The 22,957-nt window shown below is 48.0% G+C and carries 22 protein-coding genes and 1 riboswitch; of the genes, 9 read left to right on the top strand and 13 right to left on the bottom strand.

Going from position 1 to position 22,957, the window contains the following annotated elements:
- Window positions 1–25 precede the first annotated feature (25 nt).
- The 5 genes from ACG2E4_RS05460 to ACG2E4_RS05440 all read right to left on the bottom strand — a co-directional run bounded on the left by ACG2E4_RS05460 (window position 26) and on the right by ACG2E4_RS05440 (window position 6,535).
- Entirely contained in the window at window positions 26–1,285 is a 1,260-nt protein-coding gene (locus ACG2E4_RS05460; RefSeq protein ID WP_395275937.1) for an MgtC/SapB family protein, read from the bottom strand.
- Between the two features lie 288 nt (window positions 1,286–1,573).
- A complete protein-coding gene (locus ACG2E4_RS05455) occupies window positions 1,574–2,878 on the bottom strand; it encodes a ferric reductase-like transmembrane domain-containing protein (RefSeq protein WP_395275936.1) in 1,305 nt (434 codons plus the stop codon).
- 358 nt (window positions 2,879–3,236) lie between these two features.
- Window positions 3,237–4,511 (bottom strand): NAD(P)/FAD-dependent oxidoreductase, encoded by a 1,275-nt coding sequence (locus ACG2E4_RS05450; protein ID WP_395275935.1) that lies wholly within the window; start codon window positions 4,509–4,511, stop codon window positions 3,237–3,239.
- Window positions 4,512–5,049: 538 nt separating this feature from the next.
- Entirely contained in the window at window positions 5,050–5,748 is a 699-nt protein-coding gene (locus ACG2E4_RS05445; RefSeq protein ID WP_395275934.1) for a PspC domain-containing protein, read from the bottom strand.
- A 154-nt stretch (window positions 5,749–5,902) separates the two neighbouring features.
- A complete protein-coding gene (locus ACG2E4_RS05440) occupies window positions 5,903–6,535 on the bottom strand; it encodes an O-methyltransferase (RefSeq protein ID WP_395275933.1) in 633 nt (210 codons plus the stop codon).
- A gap of 84 nt (window positions 6,536–6,619) precedes the next feature.
- Between ACG2E4_RS05440 and ACG2E4_RS05435 the strand changes: the two genes are divergently transcribed.
- Window positions 6,620–7,288, top strand: coding sequence for a lysophospholipid acyltransferase family protein (locus tag ACG2E4_RS05435; RefSeq protein ID WP_395275932.1), 669 nt, complete (start codon window positions 6,620–6,622; stop codon window positions 7,286–7,288).
- A gap of 21 nt (window positions 7,289–7,309) precedes the next feature.
- Here the strand turns inward: ACG2E4_RS05435 and ACG2E4_RS05430 are convergent, their stop codons facing one another.
- Window positions 7,310–8,407 carry a hypothetical protein gene (locus tag ACG2E4_RS05430; RefSeq protein ID WP_395275931.1) on the bottom strand — a complete coding sequence of 366 codons (1,098 nt, stop codon included), beginning with the start codon at window positions 8,405–8,407 and terminating at the stop codon, window positions 7,310–7,312.
- Window positions 8,408–8,503: 96 nt separating this feature from the next.
- Here ACG2E4_RS05430 and ACG2E4_RS05425 point away from each other — a divergent pair, with 96 nt between their 5' ends.
- From ACG2E4_RS05425 to ACG2E4_RS05400, 6 genes are all read left to right on the top strand, one after another.
- Window positions 8,504–9,676 (top strand): glycosyltransferase, encoded by a 1,173-nt coding sequence (locus ACG2E4_RS05425; RefSeq protein ID WP_395275930.1) that lies wholly within the window; start codon window positions 8,504–8,506, stop codon window positions 9,674–9,676.
- A 348-nt stretch (window positions 9,677–10,024) separates the two neighbouring features.
- Window positions 10,025–10,942 carry a tyrosine recombinase XerC gene (locus ACG2E4_RS05420; RefSeq protein ID WP_395275929.1) on the top strand — a complete coding sequence of 306 codons (918 nt, stop codon included), beginning with the start codon at window positions 10,025–10,027 and terminating at the stop codon, window positions 10,940–10,942.
- Between the two features lie 28 nt (window positions 10,943–10,970).
- Entirely contained in the window at window positions 10,971–11,270 is a 300-nt protein-coding gene (gene hpf, locus ACG2E4_RS05415) for a ribosome hibernation-promoting factor, HPF/YfiA family (protein ID WP_395260962.1), read from the top strand.
- Between the two features lie 9 nt (window positions 11,271–11,279).
- Entirely contained in the window at window positions 11,280–12,308 is a 1,029-nt protein-coding gene (hprK, locus tag ACG2E4_RS05410) for an HPr(Ser) kinase/phosphatase (RefSeq protein ID WP_395260960.1), read from the top strand.
- A 107-nt stretch (window positions 12,309–12,415) separates the two neighbouring features.
- Entirely contained in the window at window positions 12,416–13,390 is a 975-nt protein-coding gene (locus ACG2E4_RS05405; protein ID WP_395260958.1) for a M23 family metallopeptidase, read from the top strand.
- 305 nt (window positions 13,391–13,695) lie between these two features.
- Window positions 13,696–14,145, top strand: a complete 450-nt coding sequence (locus ACG2E4_RS05400) for a CBS domain-containing protein (protein WP_395260988.1) — start codon at window positions 13,696–13,698, stop codon at window positions 14,143–14,145.
- Between the two features lie 12 nt (window positions 14,146–14,157).
- On the opposite strand, the gene ACG2E4_RS05395 is transcribed toward ACG2E4_RS05400, so the two are convergent.
- From ACG2E4_RS05395 to ACG2E4_RS05375, 5 genes are all read right to left on the bottom strand, one after another.
- On the bottom strand, window positions 14,158–14,835 hold the full coding sequence (locus ACG2E4_RS05395; protein ID WP_395260956.1) for a response regulator transcription factor: 678 nt from the start codon (window positions 14,833–14,835) through the stop codon (window positions 14,158–14,160).
- Between the two features lie 128 nt (window positions 14,836–14,963).
- A complete protein-coding gene (locus tag ACG2E4_RS05390) occupies window positions 14,964–15,665 on the bottom strand; it encodes an alpha/beta hydrolase (RefSeq protein ID WP_395275928.1) in 702 nt (233 codons plus the stop codon).
- Window positions 15,666–15,735: 70 nt separating this feature from the next.
- Entirely contained in the window at window positions 15,736–16,740 is a 1,005-nt protein-coding gene (locus tag ACG2E4_RS05385) for an ABC transporter ATP-binding protein (RefSeq protein WP_395275927.1), read from the bottom strand.
- Window positions 16,740–17,819, bottom strand: coding sequence for a FecCD family ABC transporter permease (locus ACG2E4_RS05380; RefSeq protein WP_395275926.1), 1,080 nt, complete (start codon window positions 17,817–17,819; stop codon window positions 16,740–16,742). Before ACG2E4_RS05380 ends, ACG2E4_RS05385 begins: the two co-directional genes overlap by 1 nt.
- Window positions 17,819–19,006: an ABC transporter substrate-binding protein gene (locus ACG2E4_RS05375; protein ID WP_395275925.1), complete on the bottom strand. Its 1,188-nt coding sequence runs from the start codon at window positions 19,004–19,006 to the stop codon at window positions 17,819–17,821. The genes ACG2E4_RS05380 and ACG2E4_RS05375 overlap by 1 nt, the downstream gene beginning before the upstream one ends.
- A gap of 24 nt (window positions 19,007–19,030) precedes the next feature.
- Window positions 19,031–19,247, bottom strand: a riboswitch (cobalamin riboswitch).
- Window positions 19,248–19,644: 397 nt separating this feature from the next.
- Here ACG2E4_RS05375 and ACG2E4_RS05370 point away from each other — a divergent pair.
- On the top strand, window positions 19,645–21,309 hold the full coding sequence (locus ACG2E4_RS05370; protein WP_395275924.1) for an amidase: 1,665 nt from the start codon (window positions 19,645–19,647) through the stop codon (window positions 21,307–21,309).
- An 83-nt stretch (window positions 21,310–21,392) separates the two neighbouring features.
- Window positions 21,393–21,692 carry an acyl-ACP thioesterase domain-containing protein gene (locus tag ACG2E4_RS05365; protein ID WP_395260946.1) on the top strand — a complete coding sequence of 100 codons (300 nt, stop codon included), beginning with the start codon at window positions 21,393–21,395 and terminating at the stop codon, window positions 21,690–21,692.
- Window positions 21,693–21,823: 131 nt separating this feature from the next.
- On the opposite strand, the gene ACG2E4_RS05360 is transcribed toward ACG2E4_RS05365, so the two are convergent.
- Together ACG2E4_RS05360 and ACG2E4_RS05355 are read right to left on the bottom strand one after the other, a co-directional pair.
- Window positions 21,824–22,639, bottom strand: coding sequence for an aldo/keto reductase (locus ACG2E4_RS05360; protein WP_395260945.1), 816 nt, complete (start codon window positions 22,637–22,639; stop codon window positions 21,824–21,826).
- Between the two features lie 111 nt (window positions 22,640–22,750).
- Window positions 22,751–22,954, bottom strand: coding sequence for a PID-CTERM protein-sorting domain-containing protein (locus ACG2E4_RS05355; protein ID WP_395260944.1), 204 nt, complete (start codon window positions 22,952–22,954; stop codon window positions 22,751–22,753).
- Window positions 22,955–22,957 lie beyond the last annotated feature (3 nt).

The raw sequence follows: 22,957 nt of genomic DNA, 5'->3' as shown, positions 1-22,957 counted from the left end.
AGCCTTTTCCAAAGTTTTATAAAAATCAGACTAACATTCCGGGTAGGGCAGATACAACTATGAGCAGGCAGAACAGTAACAGCTTCCATGCATTTTTAAATCCTATAAAAAAAGTAAATATCAACCCTTTAACCAGTGTATTGGTCATAGCAGCCAGGATAATCCCATTGGCGGCAATGTTTGAGCCTAGATTTTCTCCTCCCATGTCCAGGAGGGTAAGAGTAATCGAGTCAATATCGATCATCCCGGATATCAGTGATAAACCGTAGATGCCGGTATCACCAAACCACTGCCTGCTGAATTCAGAAAGCAACATCACCATTGCCAGAACAATCCCAAACTGGATAGCTGTACTCAACTGCAGGGGATTGCGCAGCTTGAATTGGCTAACAGATTTATCAGGCTCCCTTGTTTTGTTAATATAAATTGCAGCACCCAGGGCCACTATAGCCATGACAGCAACAGAAGGACCTATAATTGTGATTAGAGCAGGGTTAAACAGAAGTGCCAAAAGCAGTACCCTTCCCAGGGCGGTAAATGTGGCTATAAGAATGCCGGTTATCACTACATCTATTGACTTCACCTTACTGCTAAATTTTCCCAGTGTAACCGTGACTGCCAGAGAAGAAACCAGCGAACCTGTAAATGAGGTGAACAAAATACCCTTCTCTTTACCCAGGTATTTCATAGCAAAAAAGCCGACATAGGATATGCCCGCAATCAGAACCACCATACCCCATATCTCAAATGGATTCAAAACATTCCAGGGCCCGTATCCCTGATTAGGCAGTAGTGGAAGCAAAATTGCCGAAATAATGAGAAAAATGATTCCGGAATAGAGTTCCTCAGGCTCTATCGTTTTTACCCATTTATGCAGTCTCGGTTTAATGCTAAGCAACAATACCATGATAATGGTAACACTTACCGAAAGTATGATGTATCCCTTGATGACGGCAATACCGATTGTGAAGGTTAGAAAGGCGGCGATTTCGGTCGTCAGACCCAGGGTACCGGTCTCTTTGGCGTGATGGAAATAACCAGTCATTATAATAATGACAAACCCCAACAGAGCGAATCCCAGTATAATGCCGTCTATATGTTCAGACAAAATTCCCCAAAATCCACCGGACAGGGCAATAAGCGTAAACGTTCTGATACCGGCCGTACGCTCTCCTTCCTTCTTTTTCTGAAAGCTCCATCCCCGCTCAATGCCAACCAGAAAGCCAAGCAGCAGGATGAGACCCATCCTTAACAATAACTGCATTTCTATTGCGTCACTATACATTATATTTTTTCTGCTTAATCACTTATTCACTCTATTGAAACATGGATGAGACATAGTTTAGTCGTTGGACTGCTTTTTTTAACATTCAATTTGCATACCGATTTTCTACCACTCAATCTGAAGATATATGAAATATGAAACTGTCCGTTGGGCACGGCGTGATATCCGGATAAATAGTTTTTCTCTCCATAGAGCCATTCATGGTTTACGAGTTTAAAGCGAGGGAATCTCCATTCAGCAAACCCCGCAAACACAATTTTAACGCCCAAAAAGGAAATAAATATCATACTAAAAGAAATCAAAGTCTTCGTAGTGAATATCCTTCTCCGATAGTTTCATTTTCTTTAGCTCGCTCAATAACTTCTGCCTCATCTGTCGGGGACCACAGATATAAATGGTTTTCTGTTTCAGATCAGAAATGTCCCGGGCATCCAAAAAACCTTCGCGGTCGGCACAAACCAGATGAATATTGAAACTCGCAGATTGCTTCTCGAACTCCTTAAATTCATCCAGATATACGGCCTCCTCTTCAGTGTTTACACAGTAGTACAAATCTGTCTTGATATCTGAATCCTGCACTCGCATATTTCTGATCCAGCTCAGAAAGGGAGCGATCCCCACGCCTCCGGCTATCCATACTTGGTTTTTCGATTCCCTCCTGTAATAGAAACGACCGTATGGACCTTCGAGCGATGCTGTTGCGCCGGCTTCCAAATTTCTATACAGATTGCGGGTGTAATCCCCCAGGGCCTTAACCATTATTTTTATTTGCTTCTGTCCAGAGGCACTGCAAACCGTATATGGATGCGCTTCACGCGTAATCTCCGGTGCAATAAAACTAAAAAAGTAAAACTGTCCGGGAGTAAAAGTTATGGTTTCTTCTGCTTGTAAAGCTATTTCCATTACTTGGTCACTCAACCGTTCGACATTTGTAACCTGAACTTGGGGTTTTTGGAGTACGTGCTCCAGCAGGAATGATTTGTAGAGCCATGCAGCTATAGCCGCACCTGACAGGATCAACAGATACAGCAACAATAATGGGTTGGCGGTTGCCAGATTATCCAGCGAAAACAGATGGATAACCCCGAAGATAAATATTACTCCCATAAATTTGTGCGTTAACTTCCACTTGTCATAAGGGAGTTTGATCACCAAAGTCAGCAACATCAGGATAATCAATCCCCACAAAGACCAGCTGCCGAAATCGACTGCCGACCGGCGGTGTACCGGGAAAAAATACCAGAATACCTTGGCTATATCCTGCGGTATCCATCTTGTTGCCAACAAAATCGGATGAAACAACAGCAAGACAAAAGCAACATTGGCCATCCGGTGATGGGTATGATACATTTTATCCAACCCGCCGAACCAAGATTCCAGCCATTTTATCCGGGCGGCCAGTATAAATGTAACGGCAAAAAGAGCAAAGCCGGCAAGTGCGAACAGTTGACTGGAGTAGATGAAAAATCCTTTGGCGCTGTGTTTGACTGTTGTCTCCGGATAGGCCGTCAGCCACAGCGGGATAACCAGCAGGGGAATCAGCCAGAATACCTGTGGTCCTATATTTCTCTTATGATAATTATTTTCTGGCAAAGTGAAGGGGTTAGATCAGGTCGGTTGAGAAATTATCGTTTCTTATTGGCAATCTGTACCACGGATCCCCCAAAGGTTCCAACCTGTGGAATATGCAGCGTGAGATTATCAACACAACATTAAATTACGCAATGTAGATCAGCTTAACGAATATCGGACAAATACCCAGTAACCAAGTTGTCAGCTTGGCCAATTTAGATCAGTCAATCCTTCGGGAGGCACAGCCCGTTTAACACGATACCATGTCTCATGGTCCGGAAATTGTGATCGGAGAATACCTTGGTTTCCATGCTGAACTCCACATTATCAATACATTTCACCTATTCAGGTGAGTAAAACTCTCATTTTTCACACTGGTTTAAATTACCGTACGATCTGCAATAAATTCAGAAACGGGTAATCCCCAGCCCGGAATTTTTCCGCCGAGGGTGTAATACATGGTTTTAAAACCCATCTTTAGCAAATGAGGAGTATGACCCATTTTCAGGATGCTGGTATCTCCGCCCCACCACTCATCCGTATGCATGTAGAAACCCGTATGTGCTCCCATATCTCCCATACAGACCAGTTTAAACTTGAGCGGTTCAATAGCCTCTTTCGGCTGATACCCTCCCACTTCTTTTCCAAGTACTTTTGCGAGTACTTCCGCTTCCAGGTGACCCAGCGATCCCAATTTGGGAACAGTTATGGATGCGGCATCCCCCACGGCAAACACTTCGGGATAATCGGGGTTACGCATAAAGAGATCCGTTATGATAAAGCCCTGGTCGTCTGTTATGGGCAGGTCTCTCAGAAAGTCATGCGCCCTCCAATTCGGGAATATGATCTTAAGTTCAGCTTCCAGGCTGCTGCCGTCTTTAAACTCTATGCCGTCCTCGTAAATTCTTTTAATTCCCCGGGTATGTGCCCTGTAGCCGTACCCCATCTCCTCTACCATCGGCAGCAGCTCATCAAGAATTTTTTCACCGGCATCTTCTGCGATCACTTCGGCTGGGGTAAACATCGTAATATTTTCAGCCCCTCCCAGCCCGCGTTTTTTTAGCCACTCGGCCATTGAAAAGGATATTTCAACCGGAGGACCTTCACAGGCTGCCTCTGCCACTGGCACGTCAGGCAGCTTATCACTTTTTCCCTGTACAAAAAGATCTGATCCTATGGCAATCGGTCCGCCTTTATACCCGCCCTCGTGCAGGTGTCTCCGAATCTTGTCACCATAATAGGTGTCGGTAAAAGTATGGCCGTATTTTCCGAAACCTTTAATTTCATCAAATGCCAGTTTGTTACCCACAGCTATGACAAGATAATCATAGTCAATTTCCTCAATTGCCGAACCCGATCGTTCAACCGGCTTGTACTCAACAGCCTTACGTTCAACATCTATAGCTTCCACCTCTGCCTGGATGAAATCAATATTGTCACGCTCCAGAAACTTGATGAAAGGCATGTGCAGTGATGTTTCCGGATTGTTATTGTTCCAGACTTCAATCGGGATATTCGGGATAAATGTCAGGTATGGTTTCCGGTCAATGCAGGTCATTCGTGCATTTTCGCCTGCAAATTCGCGGATATAACGTGCCGTAGTTAAACCGGCAAAATTGGTTCCCAGTATCAGGATATGTGGTTGAGCAGCCATAGTTACGACATTTTTAGAAGTTAACATTGAATTGCTCGGTAGCATGGATATATGAACTAATGTCATCCCATTTTAACCTCTTAATGAACGAATACCTGTAGTGACTTCCCCGGTAGAGCAGGGTGAAATCTATAGGGAATTTGTAAGAGAAATGCCTACAAGAGGTTCAGACTGGTCAGCCTATCTCAAGAAAATCACGAAAGCCTTTTTCCTGGCAAGAAATGTTTTTCTGTACGAACAAAGCCCCCCAACTCACCGGCAGAAGTAGTTATAGGTAATCGGGAATTAGTTATTCGTTTAATCAAACAACTCATAACCAGTCCGTAACGAAACCATGTCGGTGCTGCATTAACCCGGAACGGTTCACAAATCCACAAGCCGGGAGGGAACTTAGCTGGAGATCTTCACGTCCAGATATTTCAGGCAGTTAATGGGGTTCCAAGCTACGGGAAGCGGCCTTGGATTACCATCGGGATTTTTCGGTGGCTTTATTTAAAGAAAATGAGCGGCAAAAAGACCGTGAACCCAAAAGGTTCGCCTAAAAATCATCCATAAATTCAACCGGCTCTTTATCCAGGGCTATCGCCAGGGCCAGGTATACCAGAAGTGAGGTACCGGACCCCGCAAAAAAGGTGATCACGAAAAGCAGTCGTATGACCGTAGAACTGATTCCGAAATAGTTTGCCAGTCCGCCGCAAACGCCGGCCCATTTTTTATCAGAACGGGATTTGTAGAGCTTTTTTGCGTGGCGGTATGCATAATAGTCGGTTGCCCGTTTCGCATTTTTATCCCGCTTTTTTCCCGATGAACGACTATCGAGATCGTTGTGAAGCCCAAACTCCTCTTCAGCGGCACGTTCACTTTCCTCGTCGTACTCAAAGTCAAAATTGTCAAAATCTTTTTTATTGCGCTGCTTCTTTGACTTGCCTTTTTTGCGATCACCAACCAAAAAACCGAATCCGATAAATGTTACCAGCACTCCGCCGATAATCGGCAGAACTTCAATCACCCCGGAGAGATCGGGACCAACCTGGAGCCCCAGGACCTGTATTAGGTACACCATACCGATGAAAAACATAGCAATGCCGGCAATAGTAGCAACATTCCAGATATTGGTGTTGGCTTTTTTTTCTTCCTCGAGAAACTCCTGCATTGTGGCCTGCAGTTCGTGATCCTCAAAGTCACTGAGTGAATCCAGGTTATGTTCTGTAAAGCGTTGTCTTGTTTTTTCTGCCATAATTTTTCCTCCTTAAGGCCTTTACTACGTCTCCCGCCACCTTAATGTTGCAAGTCTGACTATAATGGTTTAAAAAGGTGTCAAAGTTGTCCATGGGAGACTTCATTCACCAGATTCTGACATCATTGAATTTACCAATTTAATTGATTTTGTTTTACAATTTCCGGGCGATTGTAAGCCCGTCTCGTTCAGTCAGCATTACCTGTTCCACGCTATCATCTTCCGCTATAAGCGTATTGAGCTGGTCTACCGCTTCCGCCTTTTCGTCATTGGGGGCCAGTACATTCTCCGCCAGGAACACATTATCGATGACCATCACACCGCCCCTTTTCAGCATCGGGAGCGTCTCCCGGTAATAATTGGGATAGTTTCCTTTGTCGGCATCCACAAAAATGAAATCGAAGGGCCCTTCAAGCGTTTTGAGTGTTTCCAGGGCTTCTCCCATCCTAACCTCGATTTTATGACCATGTTGACTCCTCTCAAAAAAGGAACGGGCTATGGAAGCATATTTTTCATTGAGGTCACAGGTGATGAGCTTTCCGTCGTCTGGCAGTGCCTCGGCCATCATCAGCGCCGAATAGCCGGTAAACATCCCGATCTCCAGAATGCGCCGCGAGCCGGTCATTTTCACCAGCATATTCAGCAGGCGTCCCACAACGCGTCCGCTGAGCATGTCAATATATTCCAGGTTTTGATCAGAAACCTCGATCAGTTCCTGCATTAACTCCGGTTCCGGTGTGGTATGGTCGCGGGCGTAGGCTTGAATATCGGGATTAATCTGAAGCATCAGTATAATTTTGTGTTCAGGTGGATTCTTTGTCAGCGGCTAAAGATATTCACAATCCGTTTGTTCAACAAAATCTTTCTACCTGTGGAATTTATACCGGCCAAAGAGTCAAAGTGGTTTATCGCCCTGTTCAAATGGTATACCTGGTTTCTGTTTAAACGGCGCTTCAGCCGTGTCTGGATTCGGCAGCGATATCAACCGGAAAACGGACAAAAGACGGTTTATTTCCTGAATCACAGCTCCTGGTGGGATGGCTTGATACCACTGCTGCTCAATGAATTCCGTTTCCACCAGCAGGCGCGTGCCCTGATGGAAGACCGGCAGATGGAACGGTACAGGTTCTTCCGCAAAATCGGGGCGTTTTCCATCAACCGGGATCATCCCCGGAAAGCGATCACTTCTCTGCGGTATGCCGTTCAATCGATGCAGCGGCCGGGCGCCAGTCTCTTTATATACCCAGAAGGCGAAATCACGCCATTGCCAGATCCCCCACAGTTCCAGGGCGGGCTGGCATGGCTCCATTCAAAAGTGAAGAGTTCGGAGGTCGATTTCGTGCCTGTCGCCATCTGCATCCATACGATACGGTCCGACAAGCCGGAACTCCATATTGAGATCGGGGAGCCGGCCGTTCCGCCATGTGATGCCTCTAACGAGGAGAAAACCCGGTTCTTTGAACGCCGCCTTGGCTCCATGCTCGAACGGCTCCGCTCTGTGGCTGGATTTGAGGATACCGGTTTTGAACGATTTATGTAAATTTGGAGATTACCCACCGCTTCACCAGGTCCACCGGTAGAGACGTTTCGACCGCTGAACCCAGTGGGGCGATTCGTTGCTGTACCGGATGCGCATATTCACCAGGGGCCAGAACGTGCGCCAGTATATACGGTCTGGACGGATATACTCCGATATGCCTTCGGCCACCTGCATAATGTCTTTGTCGGGAATATTGATAAAGGAGTCGCTGCTAAACCGCTGGTAAAAGGGGCCGCTGTCCAGCACCCGGGCCTGCTGTATTGTGATATGTGCTTTTTCATTGCTCAGCATCAGCTTGCGCGCGGTACGCAGGCCAAAAGGATTCCACCCCTCGTCCTGCAGCTCCACAGTGGGATAGGTGGCAATCAGTTCAGCGTTATCCGGGCTTAGCAGCCAGGCCTGGTGCTGCTTTTCATTTTTGCGGTCCATCACGTAGTAAACCAGCGTTCCCATCTCAAAGTGAAACCGTCCCCAGTACCATTCATTAAATTCGTTCCGCATCGGCTCGTTGCCCATGTTATGATCGTGATATCCCCGCCCCTCAAACACAATTTGCCGGGTGGACTCCGCACGGGCGGAAATGAGCAGGTCGACCGCTACGTCAGCGCGGGGTTGAACTAGGTTCCAGAGATGGCCCACCTCATCGAATGACTGCGCCTCCTCAAGCAGCCCATCAGAGGGGCGGGGGCTCTCATAGGTTATGCTCCCCCTGATTTCGTCTCCCGAGGGAAGCTGTTCATTCAGCGTCAACTGGTAGGAGATCTTGTTTTCATCGGCAACAGAATGCATCCTGTGCCTGCCGACTTTGAGGTTGGGATGGTCCGAATCAAACTCGCAATCCTCTTTCTCAAATTCAGTAAAACTGTAATATATCGTTTTTTGATCTTTGTAGATGGAGATGCTCACCGCCGGATGCTCCTCCGGGTAGACGTCATCCGAACGATTCCAGTTCTTCAGACGCTGTATATAGCGCGTCGAAAAAGGGTTGCCCTCGTAAAATATGATCACAAAGCTGTAGGTTCCCGTGCTGTCGATACCGTCAAAATACCACCACTCATACGCACCTGGCTTGAACTTTGGGGACCGTACATCTTTTGTATAATTCGAGAGTATCTGCATAATGGGTCGCCACGTAAAATTGTATATTCTTGTTACTCTGAAATATAACGCAGTTTTTCGATTTTCCAGTTTTTACACAGCCTGTAACCTGTCCATATGATCTATCTTTTATACGTTGCCTCCGGCTATTTGATTATAACCTCGTTCATTTTACTGCGAAATCGGCAAAATTTCACCTCTTTATCGCCCGCAGAGCGTATTACATTTACCGCTGAATCTCCCAAAGTAAGCCTCTGCATCCCTGCCCGGAATGAAGAATCCAATATCAGGCGATGTGTGGAGACCGCACTCGACCAGCGATATCCCCACCTGGAGGTCCTGGTCCTTGACGATCAATCCACCGACAAGACCGGAGCGATCCTCTCCTCCCTGAAACAAAATCATCCCCGCTCCGAAAATCTTGTGCTGCTGAAAGGCAAACCCAAGCCCGCAGACTGGCTGGGCAAGCCGTGGGCGTGTCAGCAGCTTGCGGAGGCCGCCGAGGGCGAGATCCTGATCTTTGCCGATGCCGATACCTGGTTTGAGAAGCAGACCGTGGGAAGAGTGGTGCGGACCATGGGGCGCGATGTCGTCGATATGGTCACTGTATGGCCCCGGCAGGTCCTGGGCAGCTTTTGGGAAAAAATGCTTATTCCACTGGTATATTACGCTCTTTTGAGCCTGTTGCCGGTTCATTATGTCTTTCGGGCACCCCGCTGGATGCCCCCGTTTCTTTATTCAAGAGTCACCCCGTTATTCGCGGCGGCATGCGGACAGTTCATGGCGTTCAAGGCAAATAGCTACCACAAAATCGGGGGACACCAATCCGTGAAATCGCAGGTTGTTGAGGATGTGGCACTGGCCAAAAAAATAAAATCAGCCGGTCTTTCCATGCGCATGTACTACGGGAGCAGGGCCGTAGGCTGCAGAATGTATCGTTCAGAAAAAGAGATTCGCGAAGGCTTTCGCAAAAATTTCCTGGCGGGCTTTGGATACAGACTCCCTTTCTTTGGACTTATGGGACTGCTCCACTTGTTGGTATATGTCTACCCTTTCGTCATGCTGGCTTGGGCTATCTCTGCCGGTTCCGTTGCCATTTTTATGTGGGCGGGAATCCCCGTTCTGCTGATCTTGGCCCACCGATTTTTGCTGGCCCGCTGGTTTGGCTGGAACCCGCTGTACGGCTTGCTGCATCCTGTCAGTGTCCTGTGGTTTCAGCTACTAGCCGTTATTTCCGCCAAAGATTACCTGGGAGATAGCAGCGTCACCTGGAAAGGACGGTCGATTTAGTCATCACACTTTTTAAGAGCCGGCCTGTGAATCACCTTGAGTTCGGCTCGGTTTCGGGGCCGTTTTTCCAAATCCGCATTCCCGCTGGAGAACACGACAGGACCAAAATCCGGCTCCGGTTATCAGCATAACCGTAACATGAATTGTCATTTGGATACCTTTTAAATTATTGACAATATCCAAGTACTACCGCGGGGAAACAAAAATGGAATACATCTCTATGAGAACATATATTACAAACAGAGCAAGACGGCATTGACAGACACCGAGGATCAACCGTGAGATGGAAGACGGCAGACTTAATATCTTATCTCTTCATTCTAATATCGAGATATACTACTTAGTTGCATGAAAGAAGCTGTTAATAAATACCTGCGCTACCTGAAAATTGAGCGGAACGCTTCCACACACACCCTTGCCGCTTATGAAAATGATCTGATGCAGCTACATGACTATTGCGCTGAAATGCAACCCCGTTCAAATGGGGAGGTCGACCTCTCACATATTGAACGCCTCACGATACGATTATGGCTGGGAGAACTTGCAGAACAAGACCTGGCAAAAAATTCCATTGCAAGGAAAGCGGCCGCCGTCCGTTCATTTTTTAAATACTGCTTCAAGCGTGGACTCGTTGAACAAAATCCGGCGCACCTGCTGATTGTCCCCAAACGGGACCAGCCGCTGCCCAAAACAGCCAATAGCGAGGATATCAGCCGAATGATGGAGCTGGCCCGGGCAGATCATCCCCGGAGTGCCCAGGACCGCGCAATCCTGGAACTATTTTACAGCACCGGTATTCGCCTGAGTGAGCTTGTTTCACTTGATGTTGAAGAACTCAACTTTAACCTGCAACAGGTTACGGTAATGGGTAAAGGGGCCAAGCAGCGTATCGTGCCGCTGGGCAGTGAGGCGGTTACAGCACTCAAGCGGCATCTGGAAACCCGGAAAGAGTTGTTCGGTACACGAACGGATGCCGATGCACGCCGGGCCCTGTTCCTGGCCGCCCACGGCCAGCGCATCTATCCACGGGCGGTGCAGCGCATTGTCAAAGATTATATGCAGCGGGCAAGCGAAGTCACGCAAAAAAGTCCCCATGTACTGCGCCACAGTTTTGCCACCCATCTGCTCGATCGCGGAGCGGATATCCGTATTATCAAGGAACTTTTGGGACATTCAAACCTGGCTTCAACCCAGGTGTATACTCACACAAGTGTAGAACGACTCAAGAATGTGTACGAATTAGCACATCCGAGAGCTAAAAGTTAATCGCATATTTAGTAGGAGGTTTACAACTATGAAAACTACATTCACCGCACGCCATTTCGATGCCAGTCAACAACTGAAAGAATACAGCATAGACGCGGTACAAAAACTGGATCAATTTTATGACCGAATCCTGGCCTGTGATATCATCCTGGAGCCTACCCCCGATGACGAGGAACCGCAACAAGCCGAACTGAATGTGAAAATTCCCCAGAAATTATTAAATGCAAAAGCAACCGCCCCCACCTATGAACAGGCAATGAACCGGGTGGTGGACAATATCACCCGCCAGCTTAAAAAGTATAAAAACAAACATTTTACCAACCATTAAGATCCATTTATGCCTTTTGGAGATCTGGAACCGATACCCAGAAAAGACAAAATCAGTGTAGCCCATTTAGTAAAAAAACTGCAGGAGCGGGTTAATATCGATCTGCGCCCGCTTACGGGCGAAGAGTTTACCGAAGAGCGGTATGTTACCGAAGCCGACCTTCACCGGCCGGGGCTCGCTCTTGCGGGCTACGTTAAGCTGTTTACCTACCAGCGTATCCAGGTTATTGGCAACACCGAAAGCCAGTACCTGGATAACATGAGCGAAGAAGAGCGCCGGCAGTCATTCAGCCAGCTCGTCAAGTTCAACATTCCCATTATCTTCCTGACCGACAGCAACAACCTGCCCGACTACCTGCTTCAGATGGCGCGGGAGGCTGAAATTCCGATCTACAACACCCCCATCGAAACGACCCGGTTTATGTACCTGATCAGGGATTTCCTGGAAGATCAATTTGCCGTACAGACGCTGGTGCACGGGTCCATGGTGGATGTCTACGGCATCGGTATTCTTATTGCCGGAAAGTCGGGAATCGGCAAGAGCGAAGTGGCGCTGGATCTGGTGGAACGGGGGCACCGGCTGGTCGCCGATGACGTGGTAATGCTCACCAAAAAAAATAACATCCTGATGACCTCTGCCACCGAGATGAACCAGCACTTTATGGAGATCCGTGGTCTCGGCATCGTCGATGTCATGTCGATGTTTGGTATCCGTGCCATTCGCTACCAGAAACGGCTCGAGGTGGTACTGGAGCTCTCCCTGTGGGATGAATCCAAAGATATTGAGCGCACGGGGCTAGACCAGGATTCTACCGATATTCTCGGCGTTGAAGTTCCCCTGATCCACCTCCCGATTACACCAGGCAAAAATATCACCGTTATTGCCGAAGTCATTGCCATGAACTACCTGCTGCGTCACTACGGCTACGACGCCGCCGAAGTTTTGCAAGACAAGATCAAACAGCACATCGCTAAAAAATCCAACTCCAGCGATATGCCCAAACGGGCCATCGACTATTTTGAGGGGGATGTTGAGTAATCAGTAAAATGTATTATATTAAAAAAGTGTGAAGGATCTGTGAGTTGCTGTGGGGTACGTTCATCATTCTCATTCAGCAATTACTCTCTTGAAATAAAAATGGAGACATGGCTCTAAAAAATTATTTTTTTTACGACGAGCGTAATTGTGAATTTGTACCGGTTCAATATAATACGTTTGAACGCGTCGTTTACACCGCCTCCCTTTATATTCTGTTCGGCGTTGTTTTTTCGGGAGTGGGGATCTCAATTCTCTCATCCACGGTGGGAACGCCGGCCGAAATTGCCCTCAAGGCAGAAAATCAGGCCCTTCTCAGCCACCTGGAGCAGACCAAAGATTCCATTCAGGAACTCGACGGGGAGCTGGATCAGCTGGCCCAAACTGACAACGAAATGTACCGTTCCGTTCTTGGACTGGAACCGATCCCCTATGACGAGCGAGAGGCAGGGGTCGGGGGTGCTGATATCTATTCTGATTTTGATGTATACAGCCAGGAAACAGCCGAGATCCTCAAATGGACTTCTGAAAAGCTGGAAACCCTGGAACGAGGCGTAAATATCCAAAAATCCAGTTTCAACGAGATTAAGCAGTACTATAACAGCAATCAGGAAAAAATGAGGCACATTCCCGCTATCAAACCGGTTCAGGGCATCATGCTGAGCGGGTACGGCATGCGGTTTCATCCTGTCCTGAAGTATCGCCGAATGCATGACGGACTTGATTTCAGGGCCAATGTCGGCGATGATGTTTTTGCCACCGGTGACGGCACGGTCAAGTTTGCGGGCATGAAGGGAACCTACGGCCGGCTCGTCATTATTGATCACGGTTACGGGTACGAAAGCCGCTATGCTCATCTCTCCTCCTACGCCAAAAATATCAAGCCCGGTGCCAAAGTTTCCCGCGGCGATCTTATCGGGTATTCCGGGCATTCAGGCATGGTTGAAGGTCCCCACCTGCACTATGAGGTGTATCACGATGGCGAACCTATCGACCCCATTAACTATCTCTTTGCGGACATTACGCCCGATGAATTTCTCTTGTACAAAGAAATTGCACGGACCAACGAAAAGTCCATGGACTAGGACCAGGAACCTGGCAGCTACAGTTAAATCGGCAAGGTTTATCTGGTCTATGATTCCTCCTGAGCCCGGTTTAGCAATATTGTTGTAGCTTCACGGCATAACTCAGGTCTCAGGTCTGCCTGCCTGAGCACACGGCTTCATTGGATCTATGACCGCGTTTTTGTTCACACAAAACGAACTCTCGGCCTGAAAAGACCCACCAATACTTTTAAGTTTCCCCTATTTATCATCATCTCCAACAATCTGTTAAAAATATTCCCGAATTTTATTATACTATTGTTAGCCCATCCTAAAAAAAGGAGTAGATTATGCTGGTAAGCAATATTTTAAAAAGCAAGGGGAATACGGTCTATCATATTGATCCGGAAAGTACCGTCTATCAAGCGATAAAGCTGATGTCAGAAAAGCGAATTGGGGCACTGGTGGTATTGGATGAACGGGGGGCCCTGTGTGGGATCATCTCGGAACGGGATTACCGGGACAAGGTAATCCTGAAAGGCCGCAGGTCTAAAACAACCCCTGTCAAAGATATTATGACTTCGGAAGTATATTGGGTAACACCCGATACTCCAATAAAAAAGTGTATGGCATTGATGACTGAGAAAAAATTCAGGCATTTACCCATCCTGGAGCAGCAAAATGGCGAGGTTATCGGTGTTATTTCAATTGGGGACCTGGTTAAACAGATTATCTCAGAACAAAAAGTGGAGATTAATCATCTGAAAAATTATATCGTTGGCTCATACCCCGGGTAAGACCTGTTTCTGTTAGTCCCCGCACCGGAGCACGAAGCCTTTTTTACGCACCGTTTCGATATAATCATTTTCGGCGTGCTCTCGTATTTTCTTGCGCAGGTAACTGATGTATACATTTATATAGTTGGTCTGCGTATCGAAATGAATATCCCACACCTCTTCTGCAATTTGTTCCTGCGTGACAATCTTATTCTTGTTCTTCATCAGGAACACCAGCAGGTTGAACTCGTTGTTGGTTAGATCCACGGCCGTTCCGTCAACAGAGAATTGGCGTTCCAGCAGCTTTACCATCAATTCACCGCACACAAGTACCTGGTCATCAAGCGATTCTCCTGAACGGCGGGTAATAGCTTCAATACGGGCCATCAACTCTTCCGTATTAAAAGGTTTGGTAAGGTAGTCGTCGGCTCCCACCTTCAGGCACTTGATCTTGACATCGGTTTCCTGCTCTGCTGAAAGTACGAGGATAGGCGTAGTGATATCCTTGTCCCGAATATCCTTGGCGATATCGAAACCATCTCCGTCTGGCAATCCAAGATCCAGTATGATGATATCAAAATCATCAGAAGTCGCAAGCTCTCTACCCTTGCTGGCGTTGTCTGCCTGGGTTACCTCATTTCCCTTGTGTTCCAGCACGGCTTTGACTAACGTGCGAACAGAAGGATCGTCTTCAATAACTAATACTTCCATGGAATTTATCTTTTAAGGCTGTTTTCTTCTTTGGCCACTTGTTTTACTCGAGTAAAATAATTCCTGACCTAACTCTCTGATAATAAACAGATAAGTTCGATTTTTTCAAAGATAAATTTTTACAAATGTTAAAATAGCAGGTAACCCCCATCCTCCAACCATCCTTTAACGGCATCAATATACGCATTTGTCAACCTGTGCCCTTCCTCCAATTCAATAAAAGAGACATTGGCGCCCCACTCTCTCAACCGAGTAACGGATTTTTCCTGGGGTTCCGCCTGCACTGTGTCATCCCTGGTTCCGTGTAAAGCAAGCACATTCAGGTGCCGGTAGTGATGTTCTCGATCCTCAAACAGTTCCGTCTTCAACCGCCCCCCGATCATGACAAGTTCATTAACATGCATCCACCGGGACAGGGCAAAAAAACCGGCCAGATAGGCCCCCATGGAGTATCCGAATATGCATATGCGTGTAACCTCAATATGGTTCAGTATTTTGTCAACAACCTGTTGAACAAACTCTGAGCCAAGCTCCAGCGACTTGGCAAACTGCGCCTGTGTCCCGTCATACAGGTACCACGCGCGCCCCCAATCATCCACGGTGCGCTCTTTCGCCCTTTCGTAAATCGGGTATGGACCCTGAATAAAAAGATGGAATGCGTTGATCTTCAGCATTCCTTCAACCTGTTTCCTGAATGTGCCAATATTTTGTCCAAATCCATGCAGGTAGATGATCAGCGGCCTTGGCCCCTTTTCGCCAACTTCAATCAATTTGTAGGGAACCTCTATTTTGAATGACGCCTTTCCCGATGTCAGCACCTCTTTTTTCATTGTATTCAGCTTATGTTCAGCATTTCCACTTTGGCCAGGGTTATAGTTGTACAAAATCCTCTTGGATTACTCATCCTCCACTTCGCAGTCGCTGAATCAGGGCCTCAACTGAGGAAAGAGCAGGCGCATTGCCCACTTTCCAGATCAATTCTCCGTCTTTATTCAGGGCCTGCACCTTCCCTTCAGTATCAACTTCCTGCACGATGAAGCCCTCCCGTTCCAGGGCCCGGGTCGTCCAGTATTTTGACACCTCATCCCCACTCAGGGTAATCTGCCTTCCGCAATTTTGATGGATCTTAAATGAACCTGTTTTCCGGTCAAAATCAAAACTCTCCTGCTGGAAAACCTCTTCAAAGGACCCGTTTAGCACCAGATCCTCCGGGGTGCCGCAGCGGATATCGGTTTCCCGGTCCATAAGCCAAACCTGGTCCGATGCTTTCAGGGCAAGGTCGAGCTCGTGAGTCGACATCAGGATCGCCTTGCCGGTATCACGGGCCAGTTTTCGAAGCAGACGAATTATTTCCACCCGGTTGGGAAGGTCCAGGTGGGCGGTGGGTTCATCCAGCAATATAACCGGAGTATCCTGGGCCAGTGCCCGGGCAATCATCACCTTCTGGCGCTCTCCGTCGCTCAATTTCAGGATATCCCGCTCCACGAAGCGTTGCAATCCCGTTGCCTCGATGGCCCAGTGCACGATCTCCCGGTCCTCTTCCCTCAACTTTCCCATCATTCCGGTGTATGGAGACCGGCCGAACGCAATCAGGTTATAGACCGTCAGGTTGCCGATCCGGATTCGGTCGGTAAGAACGGTACTTACCTTTTTCGCTACCTCTTTCATTGGAAGGCTTGCGAGATCGCTCCCTTCCAGCAAGATTCTACCGTTCAGCGGACGCTGCATACGAGCCAGCGTTCGAATTAATGTTGACTTTCCCGATCCGTTTGGTCCCAAAAGCCCAACCAATTCTCCTTTTTTCAAGAAAAGATTGAGCTCCCCGGCCACCACGGCCGGTCTGTTTTTTCCTTTATAGCCGATCGACAACTTTCGGGTTGCCAGTATGTCATTTTTTACTGCCATCAGGAGAAAGAAGCTTGTAAATTCTTGCGCTGCACAATGACCCATACGACTACCGGGGAACCGACCAGCGAAGTTACGGCACTGATCGGGAGCGTTGTGCTGCTGCCGGGCACCTGGGCAATAATGTCGCAGGCCAGCATCAGTATTGCGCCCATAAGGAATGTACTGGGGATCAGCATGCGATGATCGTTTGTGCCCAGCAGGGAGCGGGTTAAATGGGGCACGGCAATTCCCACGAAACCGATGGGCCCACAAAATGCGGTGATGCTGCCTGCCAGCAAGCTGGTACTGATGATGATCCATATTCGGGATTGCTGGACGGCAATACCCATGCTCCGGGCATAGTTTTCCCCCAACAGCAGTCCATTAAGGGATTTTGAAAGCAGAAAAGCGATGCCGGTTCCAATGGTAATAATGACAAAAAGGATGGATATCTGGCTCATCGTAACGCCACCAAGACTGCCGAAGGTCCATATGAGGTAATCCTGTATCTGCTCCGGCTCGCTGAAATATTGCCAGATGCTGACCAGTGCAATAGTAATATTGGCGATCATGAGGCCGATAATCAGCAGGGTTACGTTGTCACGAATACGCACTGAAATAGCCAGTATGAGAAGCAGGACGGCAAAAGAACCCACACTTGCGGCAGCCGCGATTATCCAGCTGCCAACACTGCTGAGCTGTTGTATTGCAAAGATACTGGTGATGGTGCCTGTGGCCAGCATCACAATAGCCACTCCCAGGCTGGCTCCCGCCGTTATTCCCAGCACTGAAGGTCCCGCCAGCGGATTTCTGAACAGCGTCTGCATCAAAAGACCGCCGATTGAGAGTGCACTGCCAGCAAAAATCGCTGTCAATGCTCGGGGCAGGCGAATGTTCAATACAATCTTGGTCCACGATTCATGCGTTGCTCCCTCTCCCAGCAAGATAACGATAATCTCGTCAACCGGGATATCCACCGAGCCCAGTGCCAGGTTGACGAGAAAGAGCAGCACCACGCCCCCGGAAAGTCCTGCAAAATACCATCGGTTTGTCGTGCTTTGAGGTATCGACTCCGTATGTTTGCGTATTTCCTGCATTACTCAATTTTTTGATAATAATACAGTTGATGATCCGGCAGCAGGGATGGATGCATAATCTTAATCAGATCGGCCAGTACTATGTGGGGACGCACCACCCCCGATTCCCAAAAATCATTCCCTCCGGTTTTACTCATCCGCCGGTTGTTGTTAAATATACGGCCGTTAGCAAACGATTTGAACTCCCTGAAACGGCTGTCATCGGCCAGGATATCCTCTTTTGTCCTTGCATTTCCCGGATTAAGCCAGATATCCGCGCGCAGTCCCGCTTCATACACCACTTCAAAATCCATTCTCAATCCCCCTGTTGAGGCCTTGTTGAACCAGGGATAATCGGCGCCGGCATCACGGAGAAACCGGGCGAAAAAACTATCTCCACCCGATACGAACCAAGCCCCTTTATAGGGCATGTTATTAATCACCAGCGGCTTCTCAGAAACATCTTCAACCTTCGTCTTGAGCTCCCGGTACCTTCTTTTCACCTTTTCAAAACGGCGATTGGCCAGGGCCTCCTTGTCAAGCAGGGCCGCCATCATTTTCACCCATTCAGCCTTTCCAAGCGGAGTATTTTCCAACCACTCCGAATTTACCAACACGTTAATGCCGGAATCCAGCAGTACCCGGAAATTGTCATACTGCGACGCCTGCCCTCCGGAAATCATAACCAGGTCGGGATTCTGTGCAAGTGCCTGCTCTTTGTTAAGTTCGCCCCCCGGGTAGCCCTTGATATCTCCCTGCTGCAGGCCCCTGCGGATTTCTCTGTTGAATACGTAATCCGGCTGACTTACGCCTTCAATTATGGAATTGGCCCCGAGCATATCTGTTAGAGCGATGTGGGTGGTTGATGTGGCTATCATACTGCGAATCGGTATCTCGATAACCTGGGCGTCTCCTTCAAATTCGGGCAGGCTCGCCCCACGGGGTATCAGCACGTAATGCAGGGTATCAGCCTGATCCTGGTATGGGTTCAGTATTTCGAGGCGTTTGTAGCCTTCACGATAATGTATGTCAAATCCCCGTGCAAAATTGATTTCCACCTTCTCAGCAGGTGGATGGGCAACGGTGGTTACAGCAGGCTGAGGGGCTGTTTCAGGTGTATAATCCGCATCACTTTTTTTACAACTGCCCCAAAAAAGCAGGCAGATAATACCAACCAGGTGCGGTGGCAGATATGTATAATCAATCATAGGTACAGCTTTTCTCCCGAAAGCTTTTCCTTCATCAGCGTTGGCAGGTCTTCTGGCTTATCCCGATCCAGGCCTCCTTCCCATCCCAGCGTGCGGGGACAGTGGATATGTGCCTGTAACATCATCAACGGAATTCACAGCAGCGGGGACTGCTCCGGACTTCCAGCCCAATTATGGTTGGTCACCGGATTCCCTTTTCACACCCGCCAGTGGACGGGTGACCGACACTGAATCAGTATGTTAGCATTAGCGTGCTAATTATACAGGTATTCCAACTTTTAACCTAATCATTTGGCTTTTTGATTTTCAGGGAGAGGGCAAAACCTTCTGTTTTATCGGGATCGGGGCGTCCTGTCAAGCGGGAGTGCAACTCCCTGACCAACGACGAGCCGGGGATTTTGCGACCTTTTAAAAAAGCTGCAGCAGGTCAATATCTGGTTTCATTTTGTTCCTACAATCGTATTTTAGAGATCTATGCAAAACTGTTGTATTGGCCAATATCGTCAATTTCGCGAATTCGAAATCCTCATTTATGAGATATAAACTGCGGTTTCGAATCCCCTCAGGGGTTGATCTTGACCAACACTCCTGGTTTTCAAGGCCCTCTTTTACAACAAATTTTCACTACGGCTTTATTTATGGAACAACGTCTTATCTACTTGTTTACCGGTGTCTCCCTGGGATTTCTTCTCGCGTTCACCGCCCATTCGCTGTATCAACGCCCTATTACAAACGAGACGATAACCCATGCAGGAGAACTGATCGGCCTGACATTTACCAGCTCGGAAAAAGATTCGATGATCTCTCAGCTTGAAGGACTCAGAAAGAACTATCAAACCATCCGCGACTGGGAAATTGCAAATGAAGTTCCTCCGGCGCTTGATTTTAACCCGATCCCCAGAGGAAAAACATTTGACCACGAACAACGTCCTGTTGAATGGGATATACCACCGGAGATCTCGCTGCCTTCCGACAGTTCAGAACTCGCCTTTTATACCGTTGCAGAACTTTCTTCACTCATCAAAAACCGGAAGATATCCCCCTCTGAACTGACACGGTTCTTTCTTGATCGCCTCAAGAGATACGGCGATACCCTGGAGGCTGTCGTCACATTAACGGAGGAACGTGCGCTCCGGCAGGCGCGGCAACTGGATCAGGAGCTGGAAGACGGGCATTATCGCGGTCCACTGCACGGTATTCCGTACGGTTTAAAAGATCTTTTTGCTGTTAATGGATACAAAACCACCTGGGGCGCCGAACCCTATAAAAATCAGCAAATCAGTGAGACAGCCACTGTTGTGAAAAAACTGGATGAAGCCGGTGCGGTGCTCGTAGCCAAAACCACGCTTGGTGCGCTGGCCTATGGCGACGTGTGGTTCGGGGGGATGACCCGCAATCCCTGGAATCTCAGGCAGGGATCCAGTGGGTCATCTGCTGGCTCCGCAGCGACAACTGCAGCGGGATTGGTACCCTTTGCGCTCGGTACCGAAACCTGGGGCTCCATCGTCTCTCCCTCTACCCGAACAGGCACAACGGGCCTCAGACCCACCTATGGCCGGGTTAGCCGGCACGGAGCGATGGCTCTCAGCTGGAGCATGGACAAGGTGGGGCCGATAACCCGCAGCGCAGAAGACGCGGCCATTGTATTCCATGCGATTCACGGTCCCGGCGGCGATGACCAGACCGTAGTGGACCTGCCTTTTAATTATGACCAGGAGTTGGACCTCGACAAATTGACTATTGGCTACGTGGAGTCCTCGTTCGACCGAAATTATGCCAGTCAGAGCCAAGATAGCCTTACGCTGGAATCCCTAAGGAAGCTCGGGGTTAATTTAACATCCATAACCCTGCCCCGGCTGCCTGTATCTTCACTCAGCTTTATACTTAATGCCGAAGCTGCAGCCGCATTCGATCAGCTAACCCGTTCTGATCGCGATGACAAAATGGTCCGCCAAAGCCAGGAGGCCTGGCCGAACCTTTTCCGCTCATCCCGCTTCATTCCGGCAGTGGAATATATCCAGGCCAATCGAATCCGCCACCAACTCATCCAAAAGATGGATTCCCTGATGAGGCATGTGGATATATATGTGTCTCCTACCTTTGGTGACAACCTGCTGCTGACCAATCTCACGGGTCATCCGGCCGTCGTGCTGCCCAACGGGTTTACGGAAAACGGGGAACCGACCAGCATCACTTTTTCAGGAAATCTGTATGAGGAAGGAAAACTGCTGGAATTTGCCAACATTTTTCAGGAAGCCACAGGGTTCCACCGGCAGCATCCGAAACTGTTTAAAGGGAGATAATATAAGATTTCAGTTAGCCTCTGGGATAGTACGTAAGCTACGAATAAAGGAACTCTACAATTCACCAGATACAAAACATACAAATGGTCCGACAGAAACAAGTGTATTCGGAATCCTGCCGTATTCGGTCCTCGGAAGTGTGCCCCGATGGAAAAGCCAAAATACAGGCTATTTGTGGCCTGTTGCAGGAGATTGCGGGCAACCACGCCCTGCAACTGAATTTCGATGTTACGCAGTTTCACAACGATAATCTGACATGGGTTCTCCATAGACTAGATCTCGAAATTGAACAGTATACCGAGTGGAGAGACCGGGTAACAGTACAAACATGGCCATCCGGGAGTGACAAGCTTCGGTCAACATTTCAAATACAGTTATTTTAAACCGATTAGTTTAACTGTTGCAAGCGGTAGCCACGTCCATTCTCTGGTCACCTTGTATTCAACCGCTATTAGCATCTATCAGCTCTTCATCCATAAAGGAGGATACCAAGCAATTTCAAGCGTAAACAGGATCACCACCTGGGAGCAAAACTGGGATTGACAAGGCGTTTAGACTTATTCAGATTATCAATCTTGTCAAAATCCTCATCTTCGAGATAAAAGTCGAAGATATCGATATTCGCCTCAAGGTGCTCACGGCTGGATGCTTTGGGGATGGCTACTACATTCTCCTGTTCTATTAGCCAGCGGAGGGCGATCTGGGCAGGACTTTTCTCATATTTTTTGGCCATCTGGATAAGATCCTCATCTTGTATGACATCTCCCTGAGCCAACGGGCTGTAGGCCGTCAGCAGAATATCCTTTTCAATGGCATAATCAAGCAGGTCCAGCTGATCCAGGTAGGGGTGGTATTCCACCTGATTGCAGAATATAGGGGCCCGAATATCATCATTTACCTTTTTAAGCAGATCCAACGGAAAGTTGCTTACTCCAATATTCACCGCCTTACCCTGATCCCGCAAAATCAGCATCGATTCGATCGTCTTTCTCAGATCGTACTGATCATTCGGCCAGTGAATAAGTAATAGATCTACATAGGGAGTATCCAGGTTTCGGAGGCTCTGTTCCGTAGACTGAAGGACATCCTCAGAATCAAGATTGGTGTGCCAAATTTTTGTGGTAAGAAAAATATCGTCGCGAGGCACGTTTGAAATTTTGAGTGCTTCTCCCACCTCGCGCTCATTTTTGTACATTTGTGCAGTATCAATATGACGATAGCCCAGATCAAGTGCCATCCTCACTACTTTAGCACATTCTCTGTCATGAAGCTTATGGGTACCTAACCCTATTTCCGGGACATCTATACCCTGAATAGTTTTATATTGCATATGGTTATTTAAATATACTCCTATGTTTTTCTTAAAAATCTATTTAGTAAACAGTCAAATTACCAGTAGGGTTTCAAGTAAAATATATTTTTGGGTAATAAAAAAGAAAAATTACGCTTTTTGCCGATCTCTTAACTTTTTTAATGCATACGCGCCGCCGGCAGCGGCCAGGATACCAAGCCCCCCGTCAACAGGTGCCTGACTGGGTTCCTCCGGAAGCACCGGAGCCGGCAGCGGCTGCTGAGCAATGGTGATATCTGCTATTGCAAGAAGTGAAACAAGGCCAATAACAAGTACGATTTCTATGCGTCTCATAAG

The organism is Halalkalibaculum sp. DA384, assembly GCF_043951955.1.
In the GTDB taxonomy this organism is placed as follows: Bacteria; Bacteroidota; Rhodothermia; order Balneolales; family Balneolaceae; genus JAMQKA01.
This window is presented reverse-complemented; position numbering and strand designations above follow the sequence as displayed.

Excerpts from the sequence above, each read along its gene's own strand:
- ACG2E4_RS05355 (WP_395260944.1), bottom strand. The coding sequence starts at position 22,954 with ATGAGACGCATAGAAATCGTACTTGTTATTGGCCTTGTTTCACTTCTT.
- ACG2E4_RS05460 (WP_395275937.1), bottom strand. The coding sequence starts at position 1,285 with ATGTATAGTGACGCAATAGAAATGCAGTTATTGTTAAGGATGGGTCTC.
- ACG2E4_RS05450 (WP_395275935.1), bottom strand. The coding sequence starts at position 4,511 with ATGGCTGCTCAACCACATATCCTGATACTGGGAACCAATTTTGCCGGT.
- ACG2E4_RS05395 (WP_395260956.1), bottom strand. The coding sequence starts at position 14,835 with ATGGAAGTATTAGTTATTGAAGACGATCCTTCTGTTCGCACGTTAGTC.
- ACG2E4_RS05380 (WP_395275926.1), bottom strand. The coding sequence starts at position 17,819 with ATGCAGGAAATACGCAAACATACGGAGTCGATACCTCAAAGCACGACA.
- ACG2E4_RS05445 (WP_395275934.1), bottom strand. The coding sequence starts at position 5,748 with ATGGCAGAAAAAACAAGACAACGCTTTACAGAACATAACCTGGATTCA.
- ACG2E4_RS05420 (WP_395275929.1), top strand. The coding sequence starts at position 10,025 with ATGAAAGAAGCTGTTAATAAATACCTGCGCTACCTGAAAATTGAGCGG.
- ACG2E4_RS05365 (WP_395260946.1), top strand. The coding sequence starts at position 21,393 with ATGGTCCGACAGAAACAAGTGTATTCGGAATCCTGCCGTATTCGGTCC.
- ACG2E4_RS05440 (WP_395275933.1), bottom strand. The coding sequence starts at position 6,535 with ATGCTTCAGATTAATCCCGATATTCAAGCCTACGCCCGCGACCATACC.
- ACG2E4_RS05370 (WP_395275924.1), top strand. The coding sequence starts at position 19,645 with ATGGAACAACGTCTTATCTACTTGTTTACCGGTGTCTCCCTGGGATTT.
- ACG2E4_RS05375 (WP_395275925.1), bottom strand. The coding sequence starts at position 19,006 with ATGATTGATTATACATATCTGCCACCGCACCTGGTTGGTATTATCTGC.
- ACG2E4_RS05430 (WP_395275931.1), bottom strand. The coding sequence starts at position 8,407 with ATGCAGATACTCTCGAATTATACAAAAGATGTACGGTCCCCAAAGTTC.
- hpf (WP_395260962.1), top strand. The coding sequence starts at position 10,971 with ATGAAAACTACATTCACCGCACGCCATTTCGATGCCAGTCAACAACTG.
- hprK (WP_395260960.1), top strand. The coding sequence starts at position 11,280 with ATGCCTTTTGGAGATCTGGAACCGATACCCAGAAAAGACAAAATCAGT.
- ACG2E4_RS05405 (WP_395260958.1), top strand. The coding sequence starts at position 12,416 with ATGGCTCTAAAAAATTATTTTTTTTACGACGAGCGTAATTGTGAATTT.
- ACG2E4_RS05390 (WP_395275928.1), bottom strand. The coding sequence starts at position 15,665 with ATGAAAAAAGAGGTGCTGACATCGGGAAAGGCGTCATTCAAAATAGAG.
- ACG2E4_RS05385 (WP_395275927.1), bottom strand. The coding sequence starts at position 16,740 with ATGGCAGTAAAAAATGACATACTGGCAACCCGAAAGTTGTCGATCGGC.
- ACG2E4_RS05360 (WP_395260945.1), bottom strand. The coding sequence starts at position 22,639 with ATGCAATATAAAACTATTCAGGGTATAGATGTCCCGGAAATAGGGTTA.
- ACG2E4_RS05425 (WP_395275930.1), top strand. The coding sequence starts at position 8,504 with ATGATCTATCTTTTATACGTTGCCTCCGGCTATTTGATTATAACCTCG.